This window comes from Mesorhizobium prunaredense (genome assembly GCF_900156895.1).
Taxonomy (GTDB): Bacteria; Pseudomonadota; Alphaproteobacteria; order Rhizobiales; family Rhizobiaceae; genus Mesorhizobium; species Mesorhizobium prunaredense.
Window position 1 is genome coordinate 20,067 of the sequence record NZ_FTPD01000082.1, and the last position, 22,703, is coordinate 42,769.

21 protein-coding genes, 1 pseudogene and 1 riboswitch are annotated in these 22,703 nt (G+C 62.5%); of the genes and pseudogenes, 12 read left to right on the forward strand and 10 right to left on the reverse strand.

Annotation, left to right across the window (positions count from 1 at the left end):
* The first annotated feature begins 66 nt into the window (after window positions 1-66).
* From blaOXA to BQ8794_RS32905, 5 genes are all read left to right on the forward strand, one after another.
* Entirely contained in the window at window positions 67-906 is an 840-nt protein-coding gene (blaOXA, locus tag BQ8794_RS32885; RefSeq protein WP_077383905.1) for a class D beta-lactamase, read from the forward strand.
* Window positions 907-1,070: 164 nt separating this feature from the next.
* Window positions 1,071-3,047, forward strand: a complete 1,977-nt coding sequence (thrS, locus tag BQ8794_RS32890) for a threonine--tRNA ligase (protein ID WP_077383907.1) — start codon at window positions 1,071-1,073, stop codon at window positions 3,045-3,047.
* A gap of 223 nt (window positions 3,048-3,270) precedes the next feature.
* Window positions 3,271-3,657: a hypothetical protein gene (locus BQ8794_RS32895; protein ID WP_077384130.1), complete on the forward strand. Its 387-nt coding sequence runs from the start codon at window positions 3,271-3,273 to the stop codon at window positions 3,655-3,657.
* On the forward strand, window positions 3,654-3,842 hold the full coding sequence (locus tag BQ8794_RS32900) for a hypothetical protein (protein ID WP_077383909.1): 189 nt from the start codon (window positions 3,654-3,656) through the stop codon (window positions 3,840-3,842). The genes BQ8794_RS32895 and BQ8794_RS32900 overlap by 4 nt, the downstream gene beginning before the upstream one ends.
* A 100-nt stretch (window positions 3,843-3,942) precedes the next feature.
* Complete coding sequence (locus BQ8794_RS32905; protein WP_077383911.1) at window positions 3,943-4,881, forward strand: lysophospholipid acyltransferase family protein; 939 nt, start codon at window positions 3,943-3,945, stop codon at window positions 4,879-4,881.
* A 49-nt stretch (window positions 4,882-4,930) separates the two neighbouring features.
* On the opposite strand, the gene BQ8794_RS32910 is transcribed toward BQ8794_RS32905, so the two are convergent.
* Window positions 4,931-5,896: a hypothetical protein gene (locus BQ8794_RS32910; RefSeq protein ID WP_077383913.1), complete on the reverse strand. Its 966-nt coding sequence runs from the start codon at window positions 5,894-5,896 to the stop codon at window positions 4,931-4,933.
* A gap of 156 nt (window positions 5,897-6,052) precedes the next feature.
* Between BQ8794_RS32910 and BQ8794_RS32915 the strand changes: the two genes are divergently transcribed.
* Window positions 6,053-6,637: a nitroreductase family protein gene (locus tag BQ8794_RS32915; RefSeq protein WP_077383915.1), complete on the forward strand. Its 585-nt coding sequence runs from the start codon at window positions 6,053-6,055 to the stop codon at window positions 6,635-6,637.
* Window positions 6,638-7,232: pseudogene (locus tag BQ8794_RS32920) on the forward strand (flavin reductase family protein).
* 14 nt (window positions 7,233-7,246) lie between these two features.
* Here the strand turns inward: BQ8794_RS32920 and BQ8794_RS32925 are convergent.
* Together BQ8794_RS32925 and BQ8794_RS32930 are read right to left on the reverse strand one after the other, a co-directional pair.
* Window positions 7,247-8,128, reverse strand: coding sequence for an HpcH/HpaI aldolase/citrate lyase family protein (locus BQ8794_RS32925; protein ID WP_077383917.1), 882 nt, complete (start codon window positions 8,126-8,128; stop codon window positions 7,247-7,249).
* A gap of 3 nt (window positions 8,129-8,131) precedes the next feature.
* On the reverse strand, window positions 8,132-8,605 hold the full coding sequence (locus BQ8794_RS32930) for a MaoC family dehydratase (RefSeq protein WP_483189066.1): 474 nt from the start codon (window positions 8,603-8,605) through the stop codon (window positions 8,132-8,134).
* A gap of 225 nt (window positions 8,606-8,830) precedes the next feature.
* On the opposite strand from BQ8794_RS32930, the gene BQ8794_RS32935 reads away from it, so the two are divergent.
* The 3 genes from BQ8794_RS32935 to BQ8794_RS32945 are packed head-to-tail and all read left to right on the forward strand — an operon-like array spanning window position 8,831 to window position 10,765.
* On the forward strand, window positions 8,831-9,952 hold the full coding sequence (locus BQ8794_RS32935) for a DUF2336 domain-containing protein (RefSeq protein ID WP_077383921.1): 1,122 nt from the start codon (window positions 8,831-8,833) through the stop codon (window positions 9,950-9,952).
* A 51-nt stretch (window positions 9,953-10,003) separates the two neighbouring features.
* Window positions 10,004-10,342 carry a nucleotidyltransferase domain-containing protein gene (locus BQ8794_RS32940; RefSeq protein ID WP_077383923.1) on the forward strand — a complete coding sequence of 113 codons (339 nt, stop codon included), beginning with the start codon at window positions 10,004-10,006 and terminating at the stop codon, window positions 10,340-10,342.
* Between the two features lie 60 nt (window positions 10,343-10,402).
* Window positions 10,403-10,765 carry an Imm8 family immunity protein gene (locus BQ8794_RS32945; RefSeq protein WP_077383925.1) on the forward strand — a complete coding sequence of 121 codons (363 nt, stop codon included), beginning with the start codon at window positions 10,403-10,405 and terminating at the stop codon, window positions 10,763-10,765.
* A gap of 52 nt (window positions 10,766-10,817) precedes the next feature.
* Here the strand turns inward: BQ8794_RS32945 and parE are convergent, their stop codons facing one another.
* Window positions 10,818-12,869, reverse strand: coding sequence for a DNA topoisomerase IV subunit B (gene parE, locus BQ8794_RS32950; RefSeq protein WP_077383926.1), 2,052 nt, complete (start codon window positions 12,867-12,869; stop codon window positions 10,818-10,820).
* 267 nt (window positions 12,870-13,136) lie between these two features.
* On the opposite strand from parE, the gene BQ8794_RS32955 reads away from it, so the two are divergent.
* Window positions 13,137-14,306: a GGDEF domain-containing protein gene (locus BQ8794_RS32955; protein ID WP_077383928.1), complete on the forward strand. Its 1,170-nt coding sequence runs from the start codon at window positions 13,137-13,139 to the stop codon at window positions 14,304-14,306.
* Between the two features lie 63 nt (window positions 14,307-14,369).
* Here BQ8794_RS32955 and gcvP read toward each other — a convergent pair whose 3' ends face one another.
* The 3 genes from gcvP to gcvT are packed head-to-tail and all read right to left on the reverse strand — an operon-like array spanning window position 14,370 to window position 18,691.
* The gene (gene gcvP / locus BQ8794_RS32960; protein WP_077383930.1) at window positions 14,370-17,180 is read right to left on the reverse strand and encodes an aminomethyl-transferring glycine dehydrogenase; all 2,811 of its coding nucleotides are present in this window, start codon (window positions 17,178-17,180) and stop codon (window positions 14,370-14,372) included.
* A gap of 18 nt (window positions 17,181-17,198) precedes the next feature.
* Window positions 17,199-17,567 (reverse strand): glycine cleavage system protein GcvH, encoded by a 369-nt coding sequence (gene gcvH, locus BQ8794_RS32965; RefSeq protein ID WP_077384131.1) that lies wholly within the window; start codon window positions 17,565-17,567, stop codon window positions 17,199-17,201.
* 5 nt (window positions 17,568-17,572) lie between these two features.
* Window positions 17,573-18,691: a glycine cleavage system aminomethyltransferase GcvT gene (gene gcvT, locus BQ8794_RS32970; protein WP_077383932.1), complete on the reverse strand. Its 1,119-nt coding sequence runs from the start codon at window positions 18,689-18,691 to the stop codon at window positions 17,573-17,575.
* 151 nt (window positions 18,692-18,842) lie between these two features.
* Window positions 18,843-18,930, reverse strand: a riboswitch (glycine riboswitch).
* A gap of 164 nt (window positions 18,931-19,094) precedes the next feature.
* Between gcvT and BQ8794_RS32975 the strand changes: the two genes are divergently transcribed.
* Window positions 19,095-20,093: a hypothetical protein gene (locus BQ8794_RS32975; protein ID WP_077384132.1), complete on the forward strand. Its 999-nt coding sequence runs from the start codon at window positions 19,095-19,097 to the stop codon at window positions 20,091-20,093.
* Between the two features lie 42 nt (window positions 20,094-20,135).
* On the opposite strand, the gene BQ8794_RS32980 is transcribed toward BQ8794_RS32975, so the two are convergent.
* From BQ8794_RS32980 to BQ8794_RS32990, 3 genes are all read right to left on the reverse strand, one after another.
* On the reverse strand, window positions 20,136-20,924 hold the full coding sequence (locus BQ8794_RS32980) for a molybdopterin-binding protein (RefSeq protein WP_077383934.1): 789 nt from the start codon (window positions 20,922-20,924) through the stop codon (window positions 20,136-20,138).
* A 1-nt stretch (window position 20,925) separates the two neighbouring features.
* Window positions 20,926-21,807 carry a cytochrome b/b6 domain-containing protein gene (locus tag BQ8794_RS32985; RefSeq protein WP_077383936.1) on the reverse strand — a complete coding sequence of 294 codons (882 nt, stop codon included), beginning with the start codon at window positions 21,805-21,807 and terminating at the stop codon, window positions 20,926-20,928.
* Between the two features lie 114 nt (window positions 21,808-21,921).
* On the reverse strand, window positions 21,922-22,605 hold the full coding sequence (locus BQ8794_RS32990; RefSeq protein ID WP_077383937.1) for a DUF1345 domain-containing protein: 684 nt from the start codon (window positions 22,603-22,605) through the stop codon (window positions 21,922-21,924).
* Between the last annotated feature and the right edge of the window lie 98 nt (window positions 22,606-22,703).

A 22,703-nucleotide genomic window follows, 5' to 3' on the forward strand; every position in this document is an offset into this window, starting at 1 on the left:
TTAAGACAAAATCGAGACAAGACGCCTCGCTAAGCCGCTCCTGATAGCCATCAGGAGAGATTGCCAATGCGCCAGCTAGACCGCCGTCCATTCGTTTTCGCCGTGGTTATCTACCTTCTGGCCTGGCTTTTTGGTTTTCCGATCCGCGCTCAATCGGCGCCGATGGAGGAGGTCGAATGCACGCTGATCCTGGATGCTGCAAGCGGTGAGACGCTGTATCGGGACGGGGTCTGCGACCAGCGCTTTAGTCCCGCCTCGACTTTCAAGGTCCCCTTGGCCCTGATCGGCTACGATGCGGGAATCCTGAGCGACGAGCACACGCCGGCCTGGGACTACAAGCCCGAGTTCAAGGCGGTCAAGCGGGACCAGAAAACCGTCGACCCAACGATCTGGGAAAAGGACTCGGTGCTGTGGTTTTCGCAGGAAATCACCCGCCGGCTCGGCAACGAGCGGTTTGCCGGCTACGTCTCGAAATTCGACTACGGCAACACCGATGTTGCCGGCGATGCCGGCAAGAATGATGGCCTGACCCGGTCCTGGGTGAATTCTTCCCTTGAGATATCGCCGGTCGAACAGGTGAATTTCATGCGCCGCCTGCTTGCCGGCGAACTGCCGGTTTCGGACAAGGCCCACGCGATGACCAGGGCGATCTTGCCGACCTTCCGGTCAGGTGGCTGGACGGTGCAGGGCAAGACCGGGACCACCAGGCTTGGCGACAGCGCCGACAAGTCCTCGCTTGGCTGGCGCTCGCTTGGCTGGTTTGTCGGCTGGGCCAACAAGGATGCTCGCAACATCGTCTTTGCCCGCCTGGTAATCGATACGAAACGTTCCGACACGCCGAAGGGTCCTCAGACGCGGACGATGTTCCTGAAAGAGCTGCCGAATCTCATGAACAAGAGCAAGTGATCGGCCATTCGCCTTTACGGCACGAAAATCTGCCCATAAAAGACTGCCGCCGGACGCATCCGGCTTTTACTTTATGCATGTCGTTGGCCAAAAACCGCTGCACACTTTGGGCGACATGCATTTCACCACCCGCGCTCGTTTGCGGGACTGGATAGGAGAGTTTTATGCTGAATTCCGTTTCCCTGACATTTCCCGATGGCTCCGTCCGCGACTACGATGCGGCGATGACCGGCGCCGGCCTGGCGGAATCGATCTCGAAGTCGCTGGCCAGGAAGGCGGTCGCCTACTCGATCGATGGCGTGGTGCGCGATCTTTCCGACCCGCTCGGCAAGTCCGGCAAGCTCGAGATCATCACCCGCGAAGACCCGCGCGCACTGGAACTCATCCGCCACGACGCAGCGCACGTGCTGGCCGAAGCCGTGCAGGAATTGTGGCCGGGTACGCAGGTGACCATCGGCCCGGTGATCGAGAACGGGTTCTACTATGATTTTGCCCGCAACGAGCCGTTCACGCCCGATGATTTCCCGGTGATCGAGAAGAAGATGCGCGAGATCATCGCGCGCAACAAGCCGTTCACCAAAGAGGTCTGGTCGCGCGAGAAGGCGAAAAAGATCTTTGCCGACAAGGGCGAGCGCTACAAGCTGGAACTGATCGACGCCATTCCCGAAGATCAGGACCTCAAGATCTATGCGCAGGGCGATTGGTTCGACCTCTGCCGCGGCCCGCATATGGTCTCGACCGGACAGATCGGCAGCGCCTTCAAGCTGATGAAGGTGGCCGGCGCCTATTGGCGCGGCGATTCGAACAACCCAATGCTGACCCGCATCTATGGCACGGCCTGGGCCGATCAGGCGCAGCTCGATGCCTATCAGACCATGCTGGAGGAAGCCGAAAAGCGCGACCACAGGAAGCTCGGCCGCGAGATGGACCTGTTCCATTTCCAGGAGGAGGGGCCGGGTGTCGTCTTTTGGCATGCCAAGGGCTGGAGACTGTTCCAGAACCTGGTCAACTACATGCGCCGCCGCCTCGAGGAGCAGGGCTATCAGGAAGTCAACGCGCCGCAAGTGCTCGACAAGAGCCTGTGGGAGACGTCAGGTCACTGGGGCTGGTACCGGGACAATATGTTCAAGGTGACGGTTGCCGGCGACGACACCGACGACGACCGGATGTTTGCACTGAAGCCGATGAACTGCCCCGGCCATGTCCAGATCTTCAAGCACGGGCTGAAGTCCTACCGCGATCTGCCGGTAAAACTTGCGGAATTCGGCAATGTGCATCGCTATGAGCCGTCCGGCGCGCTGCATGGGCTGATGCGCGTGCGCGGCTTTACCCAGGACGATGCCCACATCTTCTGCACCGAGGAACAGCTCGCCGACGAGTGCATCAAGATCAACGACCTGATCCTGTCGACCTATGCCGATTTCGGCTTCGACGAAATTACCGTCAAGCTGGCGACGCGCCCCGAAAAACGGGTCGGCACCGACGCGATGTGGGATCATGCCGAGGGCGTGCTGCAGGACGTGCTCGACAAGATCGCAGCGCGGTCGGGTAACCGGATCAAGACGGGCGTCAATCCGGGCGAGGGCACGTTTTATGGGCCGAAGTTCGAATATGTGCTGAAGGACGCCATCGGCCGCGATTGGCAATGCGGCACCACGCAGGTTGATTTCAACCTGCCGGAACGGTTCGGCGCCTTCTACATCGGTTCGGATTCGGAAAAAAAGCAGCCGGTGATGGTGCATCGCGCCATCTGCGGTTCGATGGAGCGCTTCCTCGGCATCCTGATCGAGAACTATTCCGGCCATTTCCCGCTGTGGTTCGCACCGCTGCAAGTGGTGGTTGCAACGATCACCTCCGATGCCGACGATTACGCGCAAAAGGTCGTCGCGCGGCTGAAGGCGGCCGGACTGTTGGCGGAAGCCGATCTTCGCAACGAGAAGATCAACTACAAGGTCCGCGAGCACAGCCTGGCCAAGGTTCCGGTCATCCTCGTCTGCGGCAAGCGCGAGGCGGAGGAAGAGACGGTCAACATCCGCCGGCTCGGCTCGCGCGACCAGGAGTCACTTGGCCTTGGCCAGGCAGTGGCAATGCTTGCCGAAGAGGCGGTGACGCCCGACCGCAAGCGCAAACGAGCGGCCTGACCCTGGCTCTAATGGCGCATCCTTGTCGGCAGTAATCCGGGCGAAGTTCACGCCGACAAGGTTGACGTCGCAGACGCTTCGTATTTGGCATTTTGAGAAGGCGAGAATTTCCGTCGCAGTTTATTTCTTGACCTGAGAGCTGAGGGGCAATCGGGCATTTGATATGCAAGAAAATGTGCACATATTGTGCAAATAAATGCCATTGCAGGCGCCGGAGAGATCGATGACAGTCGCTCAGAATACGCAGGCAGCCATGGTGTCGGGCTTCGTGGAGAGCCTTCAGGAACCTCGCACGCCCTACATTTCACCAAAACGCTTTTCAAAGGCGCTTGGCGTCCAGGTGACGAACCTGGCCGATCTGACTGGTGTTCACCGAAACACGCTTCGCAACCCGGCCTCTGAGCGACTGCAAAGCCGGATGCGCGAAATGATCAAGGCGATCACGGCTGCGGCGACGCTCACCGGAGACATTAGCAAAGCAATTTACTGGTATCGAAACGAGCCGATCGCCGAATACGATCATAAGACTGCAGCCGAATTGGTGGCCGAAGGGCATTTTGAAGCGGTGTTGAGCTATCTCCGCGACTTGGAAAACAGCGCGCGCGGATGAATCTCGTCCGCGTCGGGCCGGACGAGGTCTTCCATCGTTATCTGACGCCGAGATGGGCATATGTTCCGGTAAGCGGTGCCGGCACGGCGATTGACGGAGGTAGCGCCAATCTGACGGCCGACGACAAGGTGGAGGTGCATGATCCAGATGGTCGGTTGCCGCGCGATCAGTCGTCGTGGCAATGATGGTTTCATGGCGGTGAAGCGATCCACCGCCATTCGCATGCACGCCATTCACATGCCCGCCATTTCATACGCTTGTCACGCCAGCCTTGTAACGAGCCTCATGCTCAAGCTGAAGATGCGCGAAAGACCGTTTCCTGAGCTTTCCTATGCCAGCCCGCATCAGCCGGCATTGACGCGCTGGTTCATCCACTCCATCGAAGGCCTGTCCGGCCGCGATCGCTTCGCGGCGCTCTATGACTTTTGGCGCCGCCATGTGGTGCCGACCGGCGAGCGCGTGTTCAGCCGCATGCTGGAACTGATCGATGTCAGGGTGCGGACCACCGGCCAATGGCCGCCGGAAAAATTGCCCGACACGCCGCTGGTGATCGTCGCCAACCACCCGTTCGGCATCGGCGACGGCATTGCGGTGCTGTCGCTGGCCGAGCAGCTTCAGCGTCCGTTCCGTGTCATGATCCACAAGGATCTGCTCAAGGTCCGCGAGATGGAGCCTTATTCGCTGCCGATCGACTTTTCCGAGACCAAGGACGCGATCAGGAACAACATGGCGGTGCGCCATGAGGCGGTGCGGCTGCTGAAAGACGGCGTCATCATCGTCGTCTTCCCCGCCGGCGGCGTCGCCACCGCGCCGAAAGGTTTTGGCCGGGCGCGCGACCTGCCGTGGAAGATGTTTCCGGCCCGTCTCGTTAGGGATGCCAAGGCGTCGGTTGTGCCAATGCACTTTTCCGGCCAGAACGGGCGGCTGTTCCACCTGGTCAGCGGACCCATGAACCTAGCCGAGCGTGACGGACGCGTGGCGAAGTTCGTCGGCAGGGCTTCGCTGACGCTGCGCATTTCCCTGCTCATCCACGAATTCGCGCGGCTGTCCGGCAAATCGATCGACGTGCGCGTCGGCGACGTGCTGGGATGGGACGAACTGGAGCCGGTGCGCGACCGCAAGGCTTTGCTCGAGCGGCTTTACCGGGCTGTCTTCGATCTGGCTCCGGCCGAGCCGCGCGACCGCGGCCAGTTTCTGCCGCGACGCATGCGCAACGCGGCCTGATCGGCAAATCATACGCTGCTGGACCGGTTCCTGCACAGGATCCGGATGTCTAGTCCGCGCCTTCCTGGGGATCGATCGCCGAGGCCTCCGTGGCCAAAACCTGGATTTCCTTGTTCTGCCCGGCCACGACCGCAAAATCTTTCTGGTAGATGCGGTCGCGGTTCTTGGCGATGATGGTGTAGTCGCCCTCGGCAAGCACCATCGAAGCAAAGGCGCCGACGGTTTCCTGGATGGGATCACCGGATTCGTTGAGCAACGACCAGGAGGTGTCGGCGATCGCCTCTCCGCCTGGCTCGCGTACCAGCTTCATGGTCATCTCCGCCGCACGATGCTCGACGGCCGCTTCGGTCAGCTTGCCGGCCTCGACGCGGATGTCTGAGCGGATGACCGCATTCACCGAGCCATAGGTCGAGACGACGTGATAGACGCCCGCGTTCAGCCGCACGACGCTGTTCGGCTCGACATCGGGTATGATCAGGGCGCGATCGTGATTGGCCTCGGCCTGGCCTTCATAGATCGAAAAGCGCAATTTCTTCGGCGGTATGCGCACACCGCCCGACAGCACGGCGTCGAGCTTGAGTCCGCCGGCATCGAGCACGAGGCTTTCGCGCTTGGCGTCCTTGCCGACGGTGATGCGCTTGGTGGCTCCGGCCCGGCCGTAAGAGGCATGGACCAGATAGCTGCCGGGCTCGAGCTGGAACACCGCGCTGCCGCCATGGGCGGAAGCGACCATCGGCAGCTTGCCATCGCCGGTGGGGTCAGGCTTGAAGACGCGCCAGACGATGCCGCGCGTGATGTCGGCGCCCTTGTCGGTCAATTGCGCCGACAGCGTGATCGCGCCGCTGCTCCCCGCTGCCAGCGGTGCATCGCTTTTCGGGGGCGCATAGTTCGACATTCCGGGAAGTTTCAGATCACCGAGGCCGTCCGCATCCTGTGCGACGGCAAGCGAAACCGGCACCATCAACAGTGCGGCAGCGAGCCAGATCGGGAAAAGTCGCGATGTCCCCTCAAACATGCCTTGCGTTGAAGCCCAAGGCGGTGGCAATTTCAAGGCTTAAGAGTCCGATCAGCTTCTGCTAGAGGGCTCATTGTGCGGCGCGCCGCGCCAATGCCCGAGCCGCCCGATGCCCGATGGTGCGCTTCAGCTCAAATTCCAAGGAGACTTGCGCTCATGGCGTCGCCGATCATCGACTTTCTGCTGACCCGAAACTCCGCGCCGATCCCGGAGTTGAAGGAACCGGCGCCCAGTGACACTGACATCGCGACGATGATTGCCGCCGCCTCGCGGGTGCCGGACCACGGCCGGCTCGAGCCCTGGCGCTTCATCCTCTACCGGGGCGAGGCGCGCGTCGAGATCGGCAAGAAGCTGGCGGCACTTGCCGCACAACGCGAAGGGCCGCTGCCGGAGGGCCGCCACAACCAGGAACTGGCGCGTTTTTCGCGCGCGCCGCTGGTGATCGGCGTGGTGTCGAGCCCGAAGGAAAACCCAAAAATCCCGCAATGGGAGATGTTCCTGTCCGGCGGCATGGCGGCGATGAACCTGATGCTATCAGCCAATGCGCTGGGCTATGGCACCAACATGATCAGCAACTGGTATTCCGACGTGCCGGAGGGCAGGGCCATCCTGGGGCTGGCGCCGCATGAGCGGGTCGTCGGCTTCATCCATATCGGCACCTATCAAGGGCCGGCGCCGGAGCGGCCGCGGCCTGATCCGGCAAAACTCTATGCCGATTATGCAGGGCCATGGGTGGGCTGAATGTTCTACGAGCCGGCAAAGGGGCATGGGCTGCCGCATGACCCGTCCAAGGCGATCGTGGCGCCACGGCCGATCGGCTGGATCTCGACGGTGAACAAGGCCGGCGAGGTCAACCTCGCCCCCTATTCGTTCTTCAATGCTTTTTCGACGCGGCCCTTCATCGTCTGGTTTTCGTCCGAAGGCGAGAAGGACAGCGCCACCTTCGCCGAAGAAACGGGCGAGTTCGTCGCCAATCTCGTCAGCCGCGATCTCGCTGAAAAAATGGTCCGCACCGCGCGGCGTCACCGAATTCGACTATGCCGATCTCGCCATGGCGCCGTCGCGGCTGGTTGCGCCGCCCCGCGTAGCGGCAGCGCCCGCGGCGCTTGAATGCCGGGTGACGGAAATCCTGCGGCCAAAGGCGCTGGACGGGACACCGACCAGCGCCATCGTCGTCGCCGGCGAGGTCGTTGGTGTGCATATCGACGATGCTTTCCTGAAAGACGGCATCTTCGATATCGCCAAGGCGGGCAATGTCGGCCGTCTCGGCTATATGGATTATGCCAGCGTCAGCGAGATCTTCTCGATGCGCCGGCCTCGCTGGGGAAAAGGTTAGGGCTGGGGAAAATATTAGGCCGGAATCCCTGCCGCTCTGGCGCGTGCCAGAAGCCGCTCGGCCAGCTTGAGATGCGGCCGGTCGTACATCTTGCCGCCGATGCCGACGACGCCGGGATTTCCAGCCGCCTCGAAGGCCTGGACGATCGCCAGGGAGTGTTTCACCGCCTCGGCCGACGGCGTGAAGGCAGCGTTGATGACCGGCACTTGCGCCGGATGGATCGCCATCTTGCCGGTGAAGCCGTCGCGCTCTGCCTCGGCGCATTCCGCCGCGAAGCCGGCCATGTCACGGAAAGCGGGAAAAACCGTGTCGATCGCCGCGACTTCCGCGGCACCGGCGGCGAGGATGGTCATGGTGCGGGCGAAGCGGAACACATCGGTGTAGCGGCCATTCTCGTCGCGCGCGGTGGGCGCACCGATTGCTGCCGAGAGATCTTCCGCACCCCAGGTTACGCCGACAAGCCGCGCACTTGCCTTGGCGTAGGTCGCAGCCGCCAGTACGCCGGCAGCTGTTTCGGTGATGATCGGCAGGATTTTTATCGCACCGTCCGGCAGCCCGCTTTCGGCCTCGTGCACCCTGAGCTTGGCCGAGAGCTGCTGGACATCCTGTCCGCTGTTCGACTTCGGCAGCATGATGCCGTCGGGTTTCACTGGCACGAGTGCCGCCAAATCCTTGTCGGTCAGGTCGGTCGAGAGATCGTTGATGCGGACATAGATCGCGGATCTGGTCTGATGCCTGTGTCCGGTGATGAAGCGTGCGGCGATATCGCGGGCCAAGGTTTTGTTTTGTGGCGCGACCGAATCCTCGAGATCGACGATGACCACGTCGGCGCCGGCGCCAATCGCCTTTTCCAGCTTCTTTTCCGAATCGCCGGGTACGAACAGCAGCGAGCGCATCGGTCAGGCCTTCTTCATCATCATCGCCTGTCTCGTGCATTTGGCGACGAGCACGTCGGCCTGGTTGTAGGCGCGGTGCTCGAATTCGACGATGCCGCGGTCCGGCTTCGACCTGGAGTCGCGCACCGACACCACCGTCGTCTCGACGCGGATGGTGTCGCCGTGGAAGACCGGATGCGGAAACACCGTCTCCTTCATGCCGAGATTGGCGATGGTGGTGCCGACGGTGATGTCGTTCACCGAAATACCGATCATCAGGCCCAGCGTGAACAGCGAATTGACCAGCGGCTTGCCCCATTCGCTTTTGGCGGCGAAGTCGAAATCGATGTGCAGCGGCTGCGGGTTCAGCGTCATCACCGAAAACAGCATGTTGTCGCTTTCGGTGACGGTTTTCCGCAGCGTGTGCCGGAAGACATGGCCGACGACGAACTCTTCCAGATAAAGCCCGGCCACGGTCGATCTCCTCCGCTGCCGCATCGCCCCGAAAATCGGAATCGATTTTTGGAAAGCACGATGCGAAGATTCAAAGTGTTAGCGTACTTTCCGAAAGCGCGCACGTCGCTAGGCGCTGCCTACCGCGCTCGCAAGCCAGTTAACAAACAGGGGCCAGTTAACAAACATGGTGAACCGTTCGTAAACCATTTCTGCATACGGTCTTCACTGGGGCGGGAATGGACTCGGGCTAGGGGCGCAGCGGACGGCATGGTTGTTTCGCATTTCCTGAAATGGATCAACACGGCAAGGGTCTCTGAGCGCGCCGCGGCAGCAAGCGCATTGGCTCGCGCCTACATCAATGCCGAGCTGCCTTTCGAGGATCGCTGCGCAGCGGAGGCGGCGCTGACGCTGCTGCTCGACGATGCCTCGTCGAAAGTGCGGCTGGCGATTGCAGAGGCGCTGTCGATGAGCCATCACGCGCCGCTGCAGATCATCAGCGCGCTGGCGTCCGATCAGCCGGAAGTGGCCAGCCTGGTGCTGGCACGTTCGCCGCTGCTTACCGATGCCGATCTGATCGACCGGGTTGCCGGCGGCCAGAAGGCGATCCAGAAATTGATCGCCGATCGTGCGCGCGTCTCCATGGCGGTCGCCGCCGCGATCGCCGAAATCGGCGAGCCGGAAGCCTGCGCCACGCTTCTCGCCAACAGCGGCGCCGACATCGCCTCGCTCAGCTTCCGCCGTATCGCCGAACGCCATGGCCATCTGCCTTCGGTGCGCGAAGCGCTGATATCAGATGCGCGCCTGCCCGCCGACTGCCGGCATATGCTGCTGATAAAACTTGGTGAAACGCTCAAGGGTTCGCCGCTGGTGCTAGCGCTGATGGGCCGTGCCAGAACCGAGCGCGTCATGCGCGACGCCTGCGTCAAGGCTTCCATGACGCTGATCGAAGGCACGCGCCAGGAAGAACATGCGGCGCTCATCGAGCATCTGCGCCTGCGCGGCGACCTGACCGCAAGCTTCATCATTCGCACCATTGCGCACGGCAAGGTCGATTTCTTCGGCTCAGTGCTGGTCGCGCTCAGCCAGCAATCCGAACAACGGGTGAGGGCGCTGCTGGCCGGCGGGCACGACGTGGCGCTGCAGGCGCTGCTCCGCAGCGCTGGCCTGGCCGCGGCCACGCACGCCATCATCCTGCGCGCGCTGAAGATCTGGCGCGAGGTCGCCAATGGCAAGCGCCTCGCCGGCGTCCAGGAAGTCAGCTGGCTGATGCTGAAGGAATTGGGCGGGCAGTCCGCCGAAGGCGATCTCGCCGGATTGGTCAAATCGATCCACCTCGATGCGCTGCGCGAAAACGCGCGCGGCCACGCGCTGGCGATCGCGGCTGCCTAGCCGCGATTGCGTTGCGTTTGTAGGCGCAAAAAACTGCGATTATGTAGGGCCATGCGCGATTTTGCTTCGAAACGCCTTAAGGTTCCGGCAGAGATCAAGCCGTTGATCGATGCGATCAGGGTTCGCTTGAGTCCCGATTCTATATGGCTGTTCGGCAGCCGAGCGCGGGGCGACAATCGACCTGACAGCGACTGGGATATTCTCGTTGCTTTGCCCGACGACGCCAAGCCGGAACTGCTCGACCCGCTCGTCGGTTGGACGATTCAGCATGAAGTCGGAATTCCTGCGACAATCCTCTCCACCACGTCGAGTGAATTGGCGGCAAGCTGGGGTTCGCGGAATACGATCGCGTACGACGTCGCGCGGGACGGGCGCCAACTGGATGCATGATCACCGGACTATCGCCAGTGCCTTCGGTTGGCGATCGGTGCATCTGGGACGCACGCCTTAATGAGAGCACAGTACAAGGGCCACCGAATTCTAGACACCGATGCCGGAGCTTTTGCCCTCGATACGTGGAACCCGCGCGATCCGACTGACTTCTCCGTCACTATTGATTTCTATGCCGGTCCAGAAGGAGATAACAGAGCCGACGCATTTACAGCGACTGTCTGCTCTCCCAATTGGTTCCTTCGATCTCAGGGCGGCAAGGTATTTGCGGCGGAAAGTGTGATTTTCATGCCGCGTTTCGACTACGTCGAGCTCGAAAAGTTTCTCAGGGATCGTTGTGCTGCGACCGAGGGGGAAACTTGGCAGGCCATCGGCGCGCAACTCACCAGACTAGGGCGCTGGGAGTGCGACTATCGCCTTTGAAATTTCAAACTGAGACACTACCCGCCGTTGCGGTTCGCCGCGCAGAAGAAATTCAGATATCCAGCACTTCCGTCTCGGCAAACTCCGCGCGTTCCTGGATGAAGCGGAAGCGGGCTTCCGGCTTGGTGCCCATCAGCGCGTCAACCGCATCCTTGGTCGCCGCCTCGGCGTCGATCACATCGACCCTGAGCAGCGTGCGCTTTCTCGGGTCCATGGTGGTTTCCTTGAGCTGGGCGGCCATCATTTCGCCCAACCCCTTGAAGCGGCCGATTTCGACCTTGCCGCGCCCGGTGAACTCGGTGCGCAGAAGTTCGTCCTTATGCGCGTCGTCGCGGGCATAGGCGACCTTGCCGCCTTGGCGGATCGAGTAGAGCGGCGGCACCGCCAGGTAGAGATGGCCGTCGCGGACCAAGCTTGGCATCTCCTGATAGAAGAAGGTGATCAGCAGCGAAGCGATGTGGGCGCCGTCGACGTCGGCGTCGGTCATTATGATGACCCGATCGTAGCGCAGATCCTGATCGCGGTATTTTGACCGCGTGCCACAGCCAAGCGCCTGGATCAGGTCGGAAATCTGTTGGTTGCCAGCCAGCTTGTCGTTGCCGGCGCTGGCGACGTTGAGGATCTTGCCGCGCAGCGGCAGCACTGCCTGGCTGGCGCGGTCGCGTGCCTGTTTTGCCGAGCCGCCGGCCGAATCGCCTTCGACGATGAAGAGCTCGGCGCCGGCCGCGGCATTCTGCGTGCAGTCGGCGAGCTTGCCGGGCAGCCGCAGCTTGCGCACCGCGCTCTTGCGCGAGACTTCCTTTTCCTGGCGGCGGCGCACCCGCTCGTCAGCACGTGCGATCACCCATTCGAGCAGCTTCGAAGCTTCCTGCGGGTTGTCGGCCAGCCAGTGATCGAAGGGGTCGCGGATCGCGGCCTCGACGATCCTGATCGCCTCGATCGTCGCCAGCCGGTCCTTGGTCTGGCCGACGAATTCCGGCTCGCGGATGAACACCGACAGCATGCCCGCCGCCGAGATCATGACGTCTTCCGAGGTGACGATCGAAGCACGCTTGTTGCCGACCAGCTCGGCATAGGCGCGCAGGCCGCGCGTCAAGACGTTGCGGAAGCCGGCCTCATGGGTGCCGCCTTCGCCGGTCGGAATGGTGTTGCAGTAGGAGTTGAGGAACCCGTCGCCGCCGAACCAGGTCACCGCCCATTCGAGCGAGCCGTGGCCGCCTTGCCTGTCGCTTTTGCCGGCAAAGATTTCGCGGGTGACCTGGAATTCGTCGCCGAGCGAGGCTTTCAGATAATCCTTGAGGCCACCGGGAAAATGGAACTCGGCCTTGGCCGGCGTCGTGTCCTTCTCCTTGATCAGCGAGGGGTCGCAGGTCCAGCGGATCTCGACTCCGCCAAATAGATAGGCCTTCGAGCGCGTCATGCGATAGAGCCGCGCCGGCTCGAATGCCGCGCCCTTGCCGAAGATCTGCTCGTCGGGATGGAAGCGTATTTTGGTGCCGCGCCGGTTATGCACCTCGCCGAGCTGCTCCAGGCCGGTCACCGGAACGCCGCGCGAAAAACGCTGGCGATAGAGCTGGCGGCCGCGCGCGACCTCGACCTCCAAATGGTCCGACAGCGCGTTGACGACGGAGACGCCGACGCCGTGCAGGCCGCCCGAGGTTTCGTAGACCTTGCTGTCGAACTTGCCGCCCGAATGCAGCGTCGTCATGATGACTTCGAGCGCCGGCTTCTTGAATTTCGGATGCGGATCGACCGGAATGCCGCGGCCATTGTCGGTCACCGCCAGATATCCGTCGGCCGAAAGCTCGACATCGATGAAAGTCGCGTGGCCGGCGACCGCTTCGTCCATCGAATTGTCGATGACCTCGGCGAACAAATGGTGCATCGCCTTGTCGTCGGTGCCGCCGATATACATGCCGGGCCGCCGCCGCACCGGTTCCAGCCCTTCCAGAACCTCGATGTCGGCGGCACTGTAGCTCTCGCTGCCGTCGCGGGATGCCGGGCGCTTCGCCGCCTGCACCAGCGGGTCGGCCGGGCGCGCGGTGGCGCGCGCCGGTTGCGGTTGCTTGTCCAGATTGCCGAAAAGATCGTTGCTGTCGTTCATGCTGGTCCTGGATTGCGATGCTGCGAATCACCACCCGATACTGCCACGGTTTTTGCGGGCAGGCGACGGAGGTTCCCGTTACGTTCGAGGATAGAGCCTCTTACTGCAAAACCATTCGACAACCAAGCGGCGGAAATGGGTTGAGGGAATCGACGCTTTGTAAACCTTGTCCGAAGGTTACGCCGGAAGGTTGGCCGAAAAAGGGTATTCGCGGATTGCTGCTGACCTAGGATGCGGCAGAACCTGTGAAGAGGCTGTCGCTTACGCATGTTGGATTACAGTTCGCTCCTGCTTGCGGCAGCGCTGTCGGGCACGTGCCTCAGCATCACCATGTTTGCGATCTGGTTCACCGCGCCACAGGCACGCTTTGTGCTGACGGTGGCGTGCGGCATTCTCGTGCTCGTCGCGCATGTGGTCTTGTTCTGGCATTATGCCAGGCATCCCAGCCCCTGGCTTTGCCAGATCGTGCTTGCGCTTCTCAGCCTGGGCTTCCTGACCCTCTGCCTGTCGGCCATGCAGTATCTCGGCGTCCGCGACTACAGGCGCGCCATCTTGCCGACCGTGGCTGCGATGGCGGTTTGCGCAGGCGCGACCTCGCTGGGCCTTGATGGCGTCGGCTTCATCGTCACCTACGCGACGGTAACGGCGCTGCTCTCGCTTATCGGGGTGATGTTCTGGATCAAAGGTGGCCACGATCGCCGGATATTTCTGGTCGTTTCGTTCTTGAGCGGCGTCTGTGCGCTGTCCTTCGGACTTTGCGGCACGGTCCTGCTGGTCAAGGGCCAATGGGTGCTCGGCGTTGCGCCCGACAACTGGGCCGAACGGTTGAATTCCGCCGTGGCGGTCGCCTGCATGACGGGGCTCGGCGCATTGACGCTCTCCCTGCATCATTTGCAGGCGCAGATCGAACTGAAGACTGAGACCATGACCGACCCATTGACCGGGCTGATGAACCGGCGGGCGTTGACGGCATTCTACGGTGAGCGGGTTTTCGGCCCGTTCATGTCCGTCGCAATGTTCGACCTCGATCATTTCAAGAAGACGAACGATGTATTCGGTCATCCGGTCGGCGATCAGGTTCTGCGCCGCTTCGCAGCTGTCATCAGGAAATATGCCAGGACCGGAGTCGACGCCTTCCGGCTGGGTGGCGAGGAATTCGTCCTCGTCATGTCGCGGATGACTGAAGAGAAGGCTTACGACATTGCGAGCAAGATCAGCGTCGCCTTCGGCACGGAAGTCGTCGCCACCCAGCTTGGTCCGTTGCGCAGCACAGTCAGTGGCGGCATCGGCTTTGGCGCGACGGATGGCACCAGTCTCGACAATGTGCTGGCCGAAGCCGACGCCGCACTCTATGCGGCAAAGCGCGCCGGGCGAAATCGCGTCGTCGCCCAGAACAAGGCGAGCAAGGCCGACGCGCCGGCCTTGCGTTCTGCCTGATTGAGGCTTCTATCTTGTTAGACCATGATCCGAAAACCGGATTCCACTTTTCGGGATCGTGGTCTACTCCGCCGCCCCCAGATACTCCGACAGCGGCGGGCAGGAGCAGACGAGGTTGCGGTCGCCGGCGACATTGTCGATGCGCGACACCGGTGGCCAGTATTTGGCTGATGTGTCGGCATCGCCGGACGGGTAGGCCGCCTCCAGGCGCGAATAGGGATGGGTCCACTGGCCGGCCAGCGCCTCGGCAGCGGTATGCGGCGCATTGACCAGCGGATTGTCGGCCAGGGGCCATTCGCCTTTCGCCACCTTGGCTGCCTCGCCCGATATCGCGATCATCGCCTCGCAGAAGCGATCGAGCTCGCTCTTGGGTTCGGACTCGGTCGGCTCGACCATCAAGGTGCCGGCGACCGGAAACGACATGGTCGGCGCATGGAAACCATAATCGATCAGCCGCTTGGCGATATCGTCGACGCTGATGCCGGAGTTCTCCTTGAGCACCCGGGTGTCGAGGATGCACTCATGGGCGATGCGATCGTGCCTGCCCTTGTAGAGCAGCGGGAAGTGCGGTGCGAGCCGCGTCGCCACATAGTTGGCGGAAACGATCGCCGTCTCGGTGGCCTGCTTGAGGCCGGAAGCACCCATCATGCGGATATACATCCAGGTGATCGGCAGGATCGAAGCGCTGCCGAACGGTGCAGCTGACACGGCATGGCCCGAGCCTTCGCTGACGTGGCCGGGCAGATACGGCTTTAGATGCGCCTTGACGCCGATCGGGCCGACGCCGGGACCGCCGCCGCCATGCGGGATGCAGAACGTCTTGTGCAGGTTCATGTGGCAGACATCGGCGCCGATGTCGCCCGGGCGGGCGAGCCCGACCAGCGCGTTGAGGTTGGCGCCGTCGAAATAGACCTGGCCGCCATGCTCGTGAATGAGGGCGCAGAGGTGGCGCGCGCCTTCTTCGTATACGCCATGCGTCGAGGGATAGGTGAACATAAGCGCGGCGAGATTCTTGGAATGCTCATTGGCTTTGGCACTCATATCGTCCATATCGATATTGCCATCCTCGGTGCAGCGCACGACGACGACGTTCATGCCGGCCATCGCCGCACTCGCCGGATTGGTGCCATGCGCCGATGACGGGATCAGGCAGACCGTGCGGTGAGCTTCGCCGCGTGAGCGGTGATAGCTGCGAATGGCGAGCAGCCCGGCATACTCACCCTGGCTGCCGGCATTGGGCTGCAGGGTCACTGCGTCGAAGCCGGTGATCTCCGCCAGCCAGCCTCCCAGTTCGTCGACCATGGCGCGGTAGCCGGGCGAATGGCTGGCCGGAGCGAAGGGATGCAAATTGGCGACGCTTGGCCAGCTTACCGGCATCATTTCGGCGGCGGCGTTGAGCTTCATCGTGCAGGAGCCGAGCGGGATCATGGCGCGGTCGAGCGCCAGGTCCTTGTCGGCCAGCCGGCGCAGGAAGCGCATCATCTCGGTTTCCGAGTGGTTTTCGCGGAACACAGGCTGCGTGAGAAACGCCTTGCCGCGCGGCTTTCCGGGCATGGTGCTGCCGACGGCTGCGCCCGCCTTGGCGCCGAACAGCGCCGCGATCGCCTCCAGGTCGGCCTCGGTCGAGGTCTCGTCGAAGCTGATGCCGATGTGGTCGGCGTCGATGACGCGCAGCAATCGGCCGGTCTTTTCGGCAGCGGCGCCAATCGCTTCGGCTCTGCCTTTCACTTCCACCGTCACCGTGTCGAAGCGGCTTGCGCCAAGCACCGAGAGTCCTGCTGCCTTGAGACCGTCGGCCAGCCGGTTGGCCAATGCATGGATTCGGCCGGCAATCGCCTGCAGTCCGGCAGGGCCGTGCCAGATCGCATAGGCTGTCGCCATGTTGGCGAGCAACGCCTGCGCGGTGCAGATGTTGGAGGTCGCCTTGTCGCGGCGGATATGCTGTTCACGCGTCTGCAAGGCGAGGCGATAGCCGGGCCGGCCGTTGCTGTCGGTCGACTGGCCGACAAGGCGGCCGGGCATCAGCCGCGTCAGCCTGTCGGAAACGGCGCAATAAGCGGCATGCGGCCCGCCAAAGCCCATCGGCACGCCGAAGCGCTGCATCGGGCCGACGGCGATGTCGGCGCCAAGCGCGGCCGGCGCGTCGGTCAGCGTCAGGGCGAGCGGATCGGCAATGAAGACGACCAGCGCGCCGGTGGTGCGGGCCTGCTCGATTGTCGCCCTGTGGTCGCCATAGATGCCAAACGTATCGGGCCAGGAGACCAGCAGGGCGGCTGTGTTGTCGTCGATCGCGTCGCCGTCGACCTCGATGCCGAGCGGCTCGGCGCGAGTGCGCACGACATCGAGCGTCTGCGGATGCGGCGTGCCGGCCAGCGCCACCTTGGTCCGCTTGTCGCGGTGGTGGCGTAACGCGATGCCGACCGCCTCGGCCACCGCCGTCGCCTCGTCGAGCAACGAGGCCGACGCGACCGGCAGCCCGGTCAGTTCAGTGACCAAGGTCTGGAAATTGAACAGCATTTCGAGCCGGCCCTGGCTGATCTCTGCCTGGTAGGGCGTGTAAGCCGTATACCAGGCCGGGTTCTCGAACAGGTTGCGCTGGATGACCGGCGGCACTTGGACGCCGTGGTAGCCGGCGCCGATGAAGCTTTTCAAAACTGTATTTTTCGCCATTGTAGCTGAAAGCTCGGCCAGCGCCTCGGCTTCGCTCGCCGGGGCCGGCAAGGCCAGCGGCCGGTCGAGCCGGATCGATTTCGGCACCGCCTGGCTGATCAGCGTCTCGACCGAAGGAACGCCGATCGTCGCCAGCATGGCTCTGAGATCATTGAGGCCAGGGCCAATATGGCGGGCCGAGAAGGGGTAGGGTGCTGCGGTCATCTTCCTGGTCCTGCTCTCTCAACCAATATGGGCTTTGTAGGCGGCCTCATCCAGGAGACCTTCGAGTTGGCTTTCATCGGCCAGCTTCATCTTCCACAGCCAGCCGTCGCTGGTCGCCGCCGAATTGACCAGGGACGGATCAGACGAGAGCGAGGTGTTGGCCTCGGTGATCTCGCCGTCGACCGGTGCATAGACGTCCGATGCCGCCTTGACGGACTCGACCACGACTGCGGTATCGCCCTTGGCCAGCTTTTTCCCAGGCTCCGGCAATTCGACGAAGACGAGATCGCCGAGCTGTTCCTGCGCGTAGTCGGTGATGCCGATGGTGGCGATACCGCCTTCGACGCGGAGCCATTCGTGATCTTCGGTGAAATAGGTCTTTGCCATGAAGTTCATCCTTTGCGGTAGCGATGCGGCGTGAAGGGCAGGGGATTGATGTCGACCGGGATTTTGCTCCCGCGAACGTCGGCGAAGAGTTTTGCGCCAGGTTTGGCTAGCGTTGTCAGGACGTAGCCCATGGCGACCGGATGGCCGGCCGAGGGGCCGAAGCCGCCGGAGGTGACGTGGCCGGCGGCATTGCCGTCGGCATCGAAAAGGGCAGCACCGGGGCGCACCGGCTGGCGGCCTTCCGGCTTCAGGCCGACGCGTTTCTGCGCCGGGCCTCGCTCCAGGATTGCACGCAATGCGTCGGCGCCGATGAAAGCGCCAGAGGCGCGAACCTCCTTCGGGATCGCCCACATCAGCCCGGCGCTGGCCGGGTCGATCTCAGGCGTGATGTCCAGCCCGTGCAGGCACAGCCCTGCTTCGAGCCGCAGGCTGTCGCGGGCGGCCAGCCCAACCCACATCACGCGCTCGTCCTCAAGCAGTTTGGCGACGAGATTTCGCGCATCCACTTCCGGCAGGCCGATCTCGAAACCGTCCTCGCCGGTATAGCCCGAGCGGCTCATGAACCAGTTTTCGCGGGGCTCGAAGCCGTGCATGAACAGCAGCGACCCGGTTTCGATGCCGGCGCGCGACAGGGCGGCCCAGGCTTCGGGACCCTGGATCGCCAGGAAGACGCGGTCCAGTGCTTCAATCTTGGCGTCAAACTCCCCCTTGGCATCAAAGTCCTCGGCAAGCTGACGAAGGTGTTTTTCGTCGGCTTCAGCATTGCCGGCATTGGCGACGACCATGAAGCGCTCTCGGCCGAGCCTGGTGACGATCAGATCGTCGATAACGCCGGCGGCTTCATTGAGAAGGAACGTGTATTTGGACTGGGAAATCTCAAGCGCGCCGGCGTCGAGCGGGCAGGCACGATTGAGCAGTGCCTCGGCGCCCGGGCCACGGATCTCGAACAGCTTCATGTGTGAGATGTCGAACAGGCCGGCATGCTCGCGGGTATGAAGGTGCTCCTTCATCACGCCGGCCGGATAGGTCAGCGGCATCGACCAGCCGGCGAACGCGCCAAAGCGCGCACTGGCGGCCACGTGCAGGTCTTCGAGGGGAAGGTGTTTGGTGTCGTCGCCCGTCATGTCGTCTCCAGAGTCGCACGCAATCGGCCGCGAATGGCGACCAGTCCGTGCCCCTCTGTCTGAAGCCTGAGAGACTCGCGCCCCGTAACTCTGTCGGCAACGCTTACACCTTCGGCGCGGGGCGAAAAAACCCCGACTTTCCAGAGTGTCTTTCCCGTCTACGGTTCTTTTTGCCTGAGAGATTTCGGGCGATTTCCCCTTCGGCGGCAGCTCTCGCTGCTCTCTCCCGCAAACAGGTAGGACTCAATTTGAGCCCTCGACTCGTCATCCATAGCCTGTCGGCGACACGTTGTCACCTGCCAGCGACAGCTTGCCGACAAGTCTTCGCTAACCACGCGGGTTGCCGGTTTCTCAAGGAACTGCCGATATGTTGGGTCCAAGCGACGTATGGATGGGAAACGAGATGGGCGAATTGAAGAGCGCTCCGGTGGCCGAGCTGGCCGCGAAAAATCGGATCACAGCGGAAGACGTGGTCATGCTGCGCCGCGAGGTGTTCGGCGACGGGGTGGTGACGCGCAGCGAGGCCGAGGCGCTGTTTGCGCTCGACGCGATAGAAGGGGACAAATGCGCGGAATGGCCGGATTTTTTCATCGAAGCCGTCACCGACTTCATCGTTCATCAGGAAAAGCCGGCGGGCTATATCTCGCAGGACAATGCCGACTGGCTGGTCCGAGCGATTTCGCGTGACGGCATGGTCGACAGCCTGACCGAACTCGAACTGCTCGTGCATGTGCTGGAAAAGGCGAAATCCTCGCCGAGCGGGCTTTGCGCCTATGCGCTGGAGCAAGTGGCCCATGCCGTCAACGACGGCAAGGGGCCGCTGATGCACGGCGGCAAGCTGGTTCCCGGCCTGATCGCCAAAGCCGAGGTCGAGCTTCTGCGCCGCATCCTCTACGCCCATGGCGGCGACGGCAACATTGCGATCACTCGCGCCGAGGCCGAGATGCTGTTCAAGATCAACGAGCGGACCGCGGCAGCCAACAACGATCCATCGTGGAATGATCTGTTCGTCAAGGCGATCGCCAATTTCGTCATGTGCTCGGCCGGCTATGAAGCGCCGATACGCGACGTGGCGCTGCGCCGGGATTCTTTCCTGGATCAGGCCGATCCGGAGATCGGCGGCTTCTTCGGCCGCATGGTATCGGGCGGTCTCGCCGGCATCATGGAAGCCTACTGCGCGCCGGGCGATATCGAATCCGAATGGGAATCGAAGAACAAGGCAGCCGAGGCGCTGGCCCGCCGCGCCGAAACGATCGACGCGGGCGAGGCGAAGTGGCTGGCCGAGCGCATCGGCAGCGGCCGGCCGCTGCATGAGAACGAGCGCGCGCTGCTGACACTGATCAAGCACGCCTCGCCGGAAATCCATCCGGTGCTCAAGCCGCTGATCGACAAGGTCGCTTGAGCAAAGCACCAAACGCTGATCGGAAATGGCGGAGCTATGGCGTCAAATGCCGCCGTACCAGTCGTAGCCATTGTCCTCCCAGTAGCCGCCCCTGCCGCCGCCGATAGCGGCGAAACTGTCGACCAGCTCGATCCTGCGGAGATACTTTGGCATTTTGTAGCCGATCTGGCGCTCGACTCGGACACGCAGCGGCGCGCCGTTCTCGACCGGCAGCGGCTTGCCGTTCAGGCCATAGGCAAGGATCGTCTGCGGGTGACGGGCATCGATCAGGTCGATCGAGCCGTAATATTTGATGTCGCCGGATAGGCTGCGGTCGATCGTGTCGAGGCAATGGAACACGACGTAGCGCGCCTGCGGCTTGACCACCGCCTGTTCAAGCACCAGCGACAGCGGCGTGCCGGTCCATTTGGCGATGCAACTCCAGCCTTCGACGCAGTCATGGCGGGTGATCTGGGTGCGGCTTGGCATGTTCATCAATTGCTCACGGCTCAGCGACAGCGGCTTTTCGACGAGGCCGGAGACCTCGAGACGCCAGTCGGCGAAATTGTTGGCGAGCAGGCCCTTGTAGACATCGTCGTCCGGTGCGGTGACGCCGTTCGGCCGCTGTGGCTGGCGAATGTCGGCCTCGGTGAATTCCGGTGCCAGCGAATCGCCGGCGAGCAGGCGCTGCGCGCGCCAGGTCAGGCCGTTGGCGCCTTCAAGGAAGCTGCGCAGGCCGTCGCCGACGCGAAGCTGGCTGTCGAAGGCATCGCAACCCGACAGCATGATACCGGAGACGCCGAGGCTAGCCGAGGTCAGGAATTTTCTGCGGCTGATCACAAACTTCAGCATCTCACGCACCCCTCTGCGGCGTCTTGCTGCCATGCGCCGGCGGATCGGTTCGGTACCAGCCGGTGATGATGGAACGCAGCTCGTTGATCGGGCCGGCGGCGAAGATCATCAGCATATGGACGATGAAGAAGGCGACGAGCAGCAGCATCACGATGAAGTGGATTGTCCGTGCCGTCTGCCGGCCGCCTAGCAGATCGTTGAGGAACGGCAGCACCGCATTCATGCTCGGCGACATGGCAAGACCGGTGATGATCATCAGCGGCAGCAGCACGAACATCACGCTGCCATAAGCCATCTTCTGCAGCGTGTTGTACTCGCGGCTGTGATGGAACTTTAATTTGGCATGATCGACGATGTCTCGCGGCAAGCGCCTGAGATCATCGATGCGCGGGACAAGATCGCGGCGCAGATGACCGTTGACCAGGCTGGCGACCAGCCACACGACCAGGGTTGTGGTCAGTATCCAGGCGAAGAAGAAATGGACGACGCGGGCGGTGCCGAGGTCGTAATAGGAGGGGATCGTCGCCCAGGACGGGAAGGCGCGGGACGTCTCCTGCTCCGCCGGCCCCGACCAGCCGAGCACACCGGTCGTGTCGAAGCGCTTGCCGAAGATTTCGGTGTAGCCGCGCGGGCCGTTTGCGGTGTTCTCGGCGCCGATGGCGAAGATGGTGTTGTTATATGCGAATCCCGATTCCTTGCCGATATAGAGCTGGGGGCGGGCGTTGAAGATCTGCAGGCCGGAAAGCAGCATGAAGAACAGCGAAATGGCCCAGAGCCAGTGCGTCAGCCGCGTCCACCGCGACTGCCGGTAGATCAGCGTCGCATCCTTCGGCGCGGCGGCATCTGGCCCGACAGTGGATTGGCTCCTGGCAACCGATTGCATTTTTCCGTGTCCTCCCGACCGCTCAGCCGGCCTTTCCGATCGTTCTCCTCCCAATACGTTGCCAGCCAAAGCGATGTTTCATCCGATCACGGAATTATTACAGCCTGCCCGATACTACTGGCTCCCGAGACTGACGGCGAGGTTGACCGCGGCGGCGACGATCACTGTATTGAAAAAGAACGACAGGATCGAATGCAAAAGCACGATGTGACGCATTTGCGGGGTCGAGACCGCGGTATCGGAAGTCTGTGAGGTCATGCCGACGGTGGTCGAGAAGTAGAGGAAATCCCAGCCGTCCGGCCGCCCCTTACCGGCAAATACGAGGCCGCCGACCGGCTTTTTCTGCTTCGCTTTGCTGCCGGGGTCGGTCTCTTCGTCGTTGACCCAGTAAACATGCGCGTAGTGCAGCGCTGTCATGGCGTGGATGGTGAACCAGCCGAGCGGGATCGACAGCAGCGCGAAGGTGAGTTCGACAGGGTGCGCGCTGCCCTCGCGATTGATCAATTGGAACAGCGAGATGATGGCAACGGTGACGACAATCAGCGTCACCGCAAAGATGACCAGCACCGGCTGGTCGGTGGCCCGCGCGTTCCTGCTCAGATAGCGGCCGGTGAGCAGCGGCATCTGGGCGACGACGATGACGGTGTAGGCGGCGAAAAACGCATTGGCGCCGATCGAGAAGGCGAGCGGAGTGCGCAGCACCAGCGCGATCGCCAGTGCCACTACACCGATGCAGGCCGACACCGCGAACTGCATGTGGCGGTGCAGTGGTTTCTTCAGGGGCAGCTCGGTCGTCATGGCCCGGCCTCTGATGCGGTCCGTCTTCTACACCGCCGCTCGTCCTTTAAGTCTCGGACATTATAACACTTTTGACAGTGCGTTTGGTTTCGAAGATC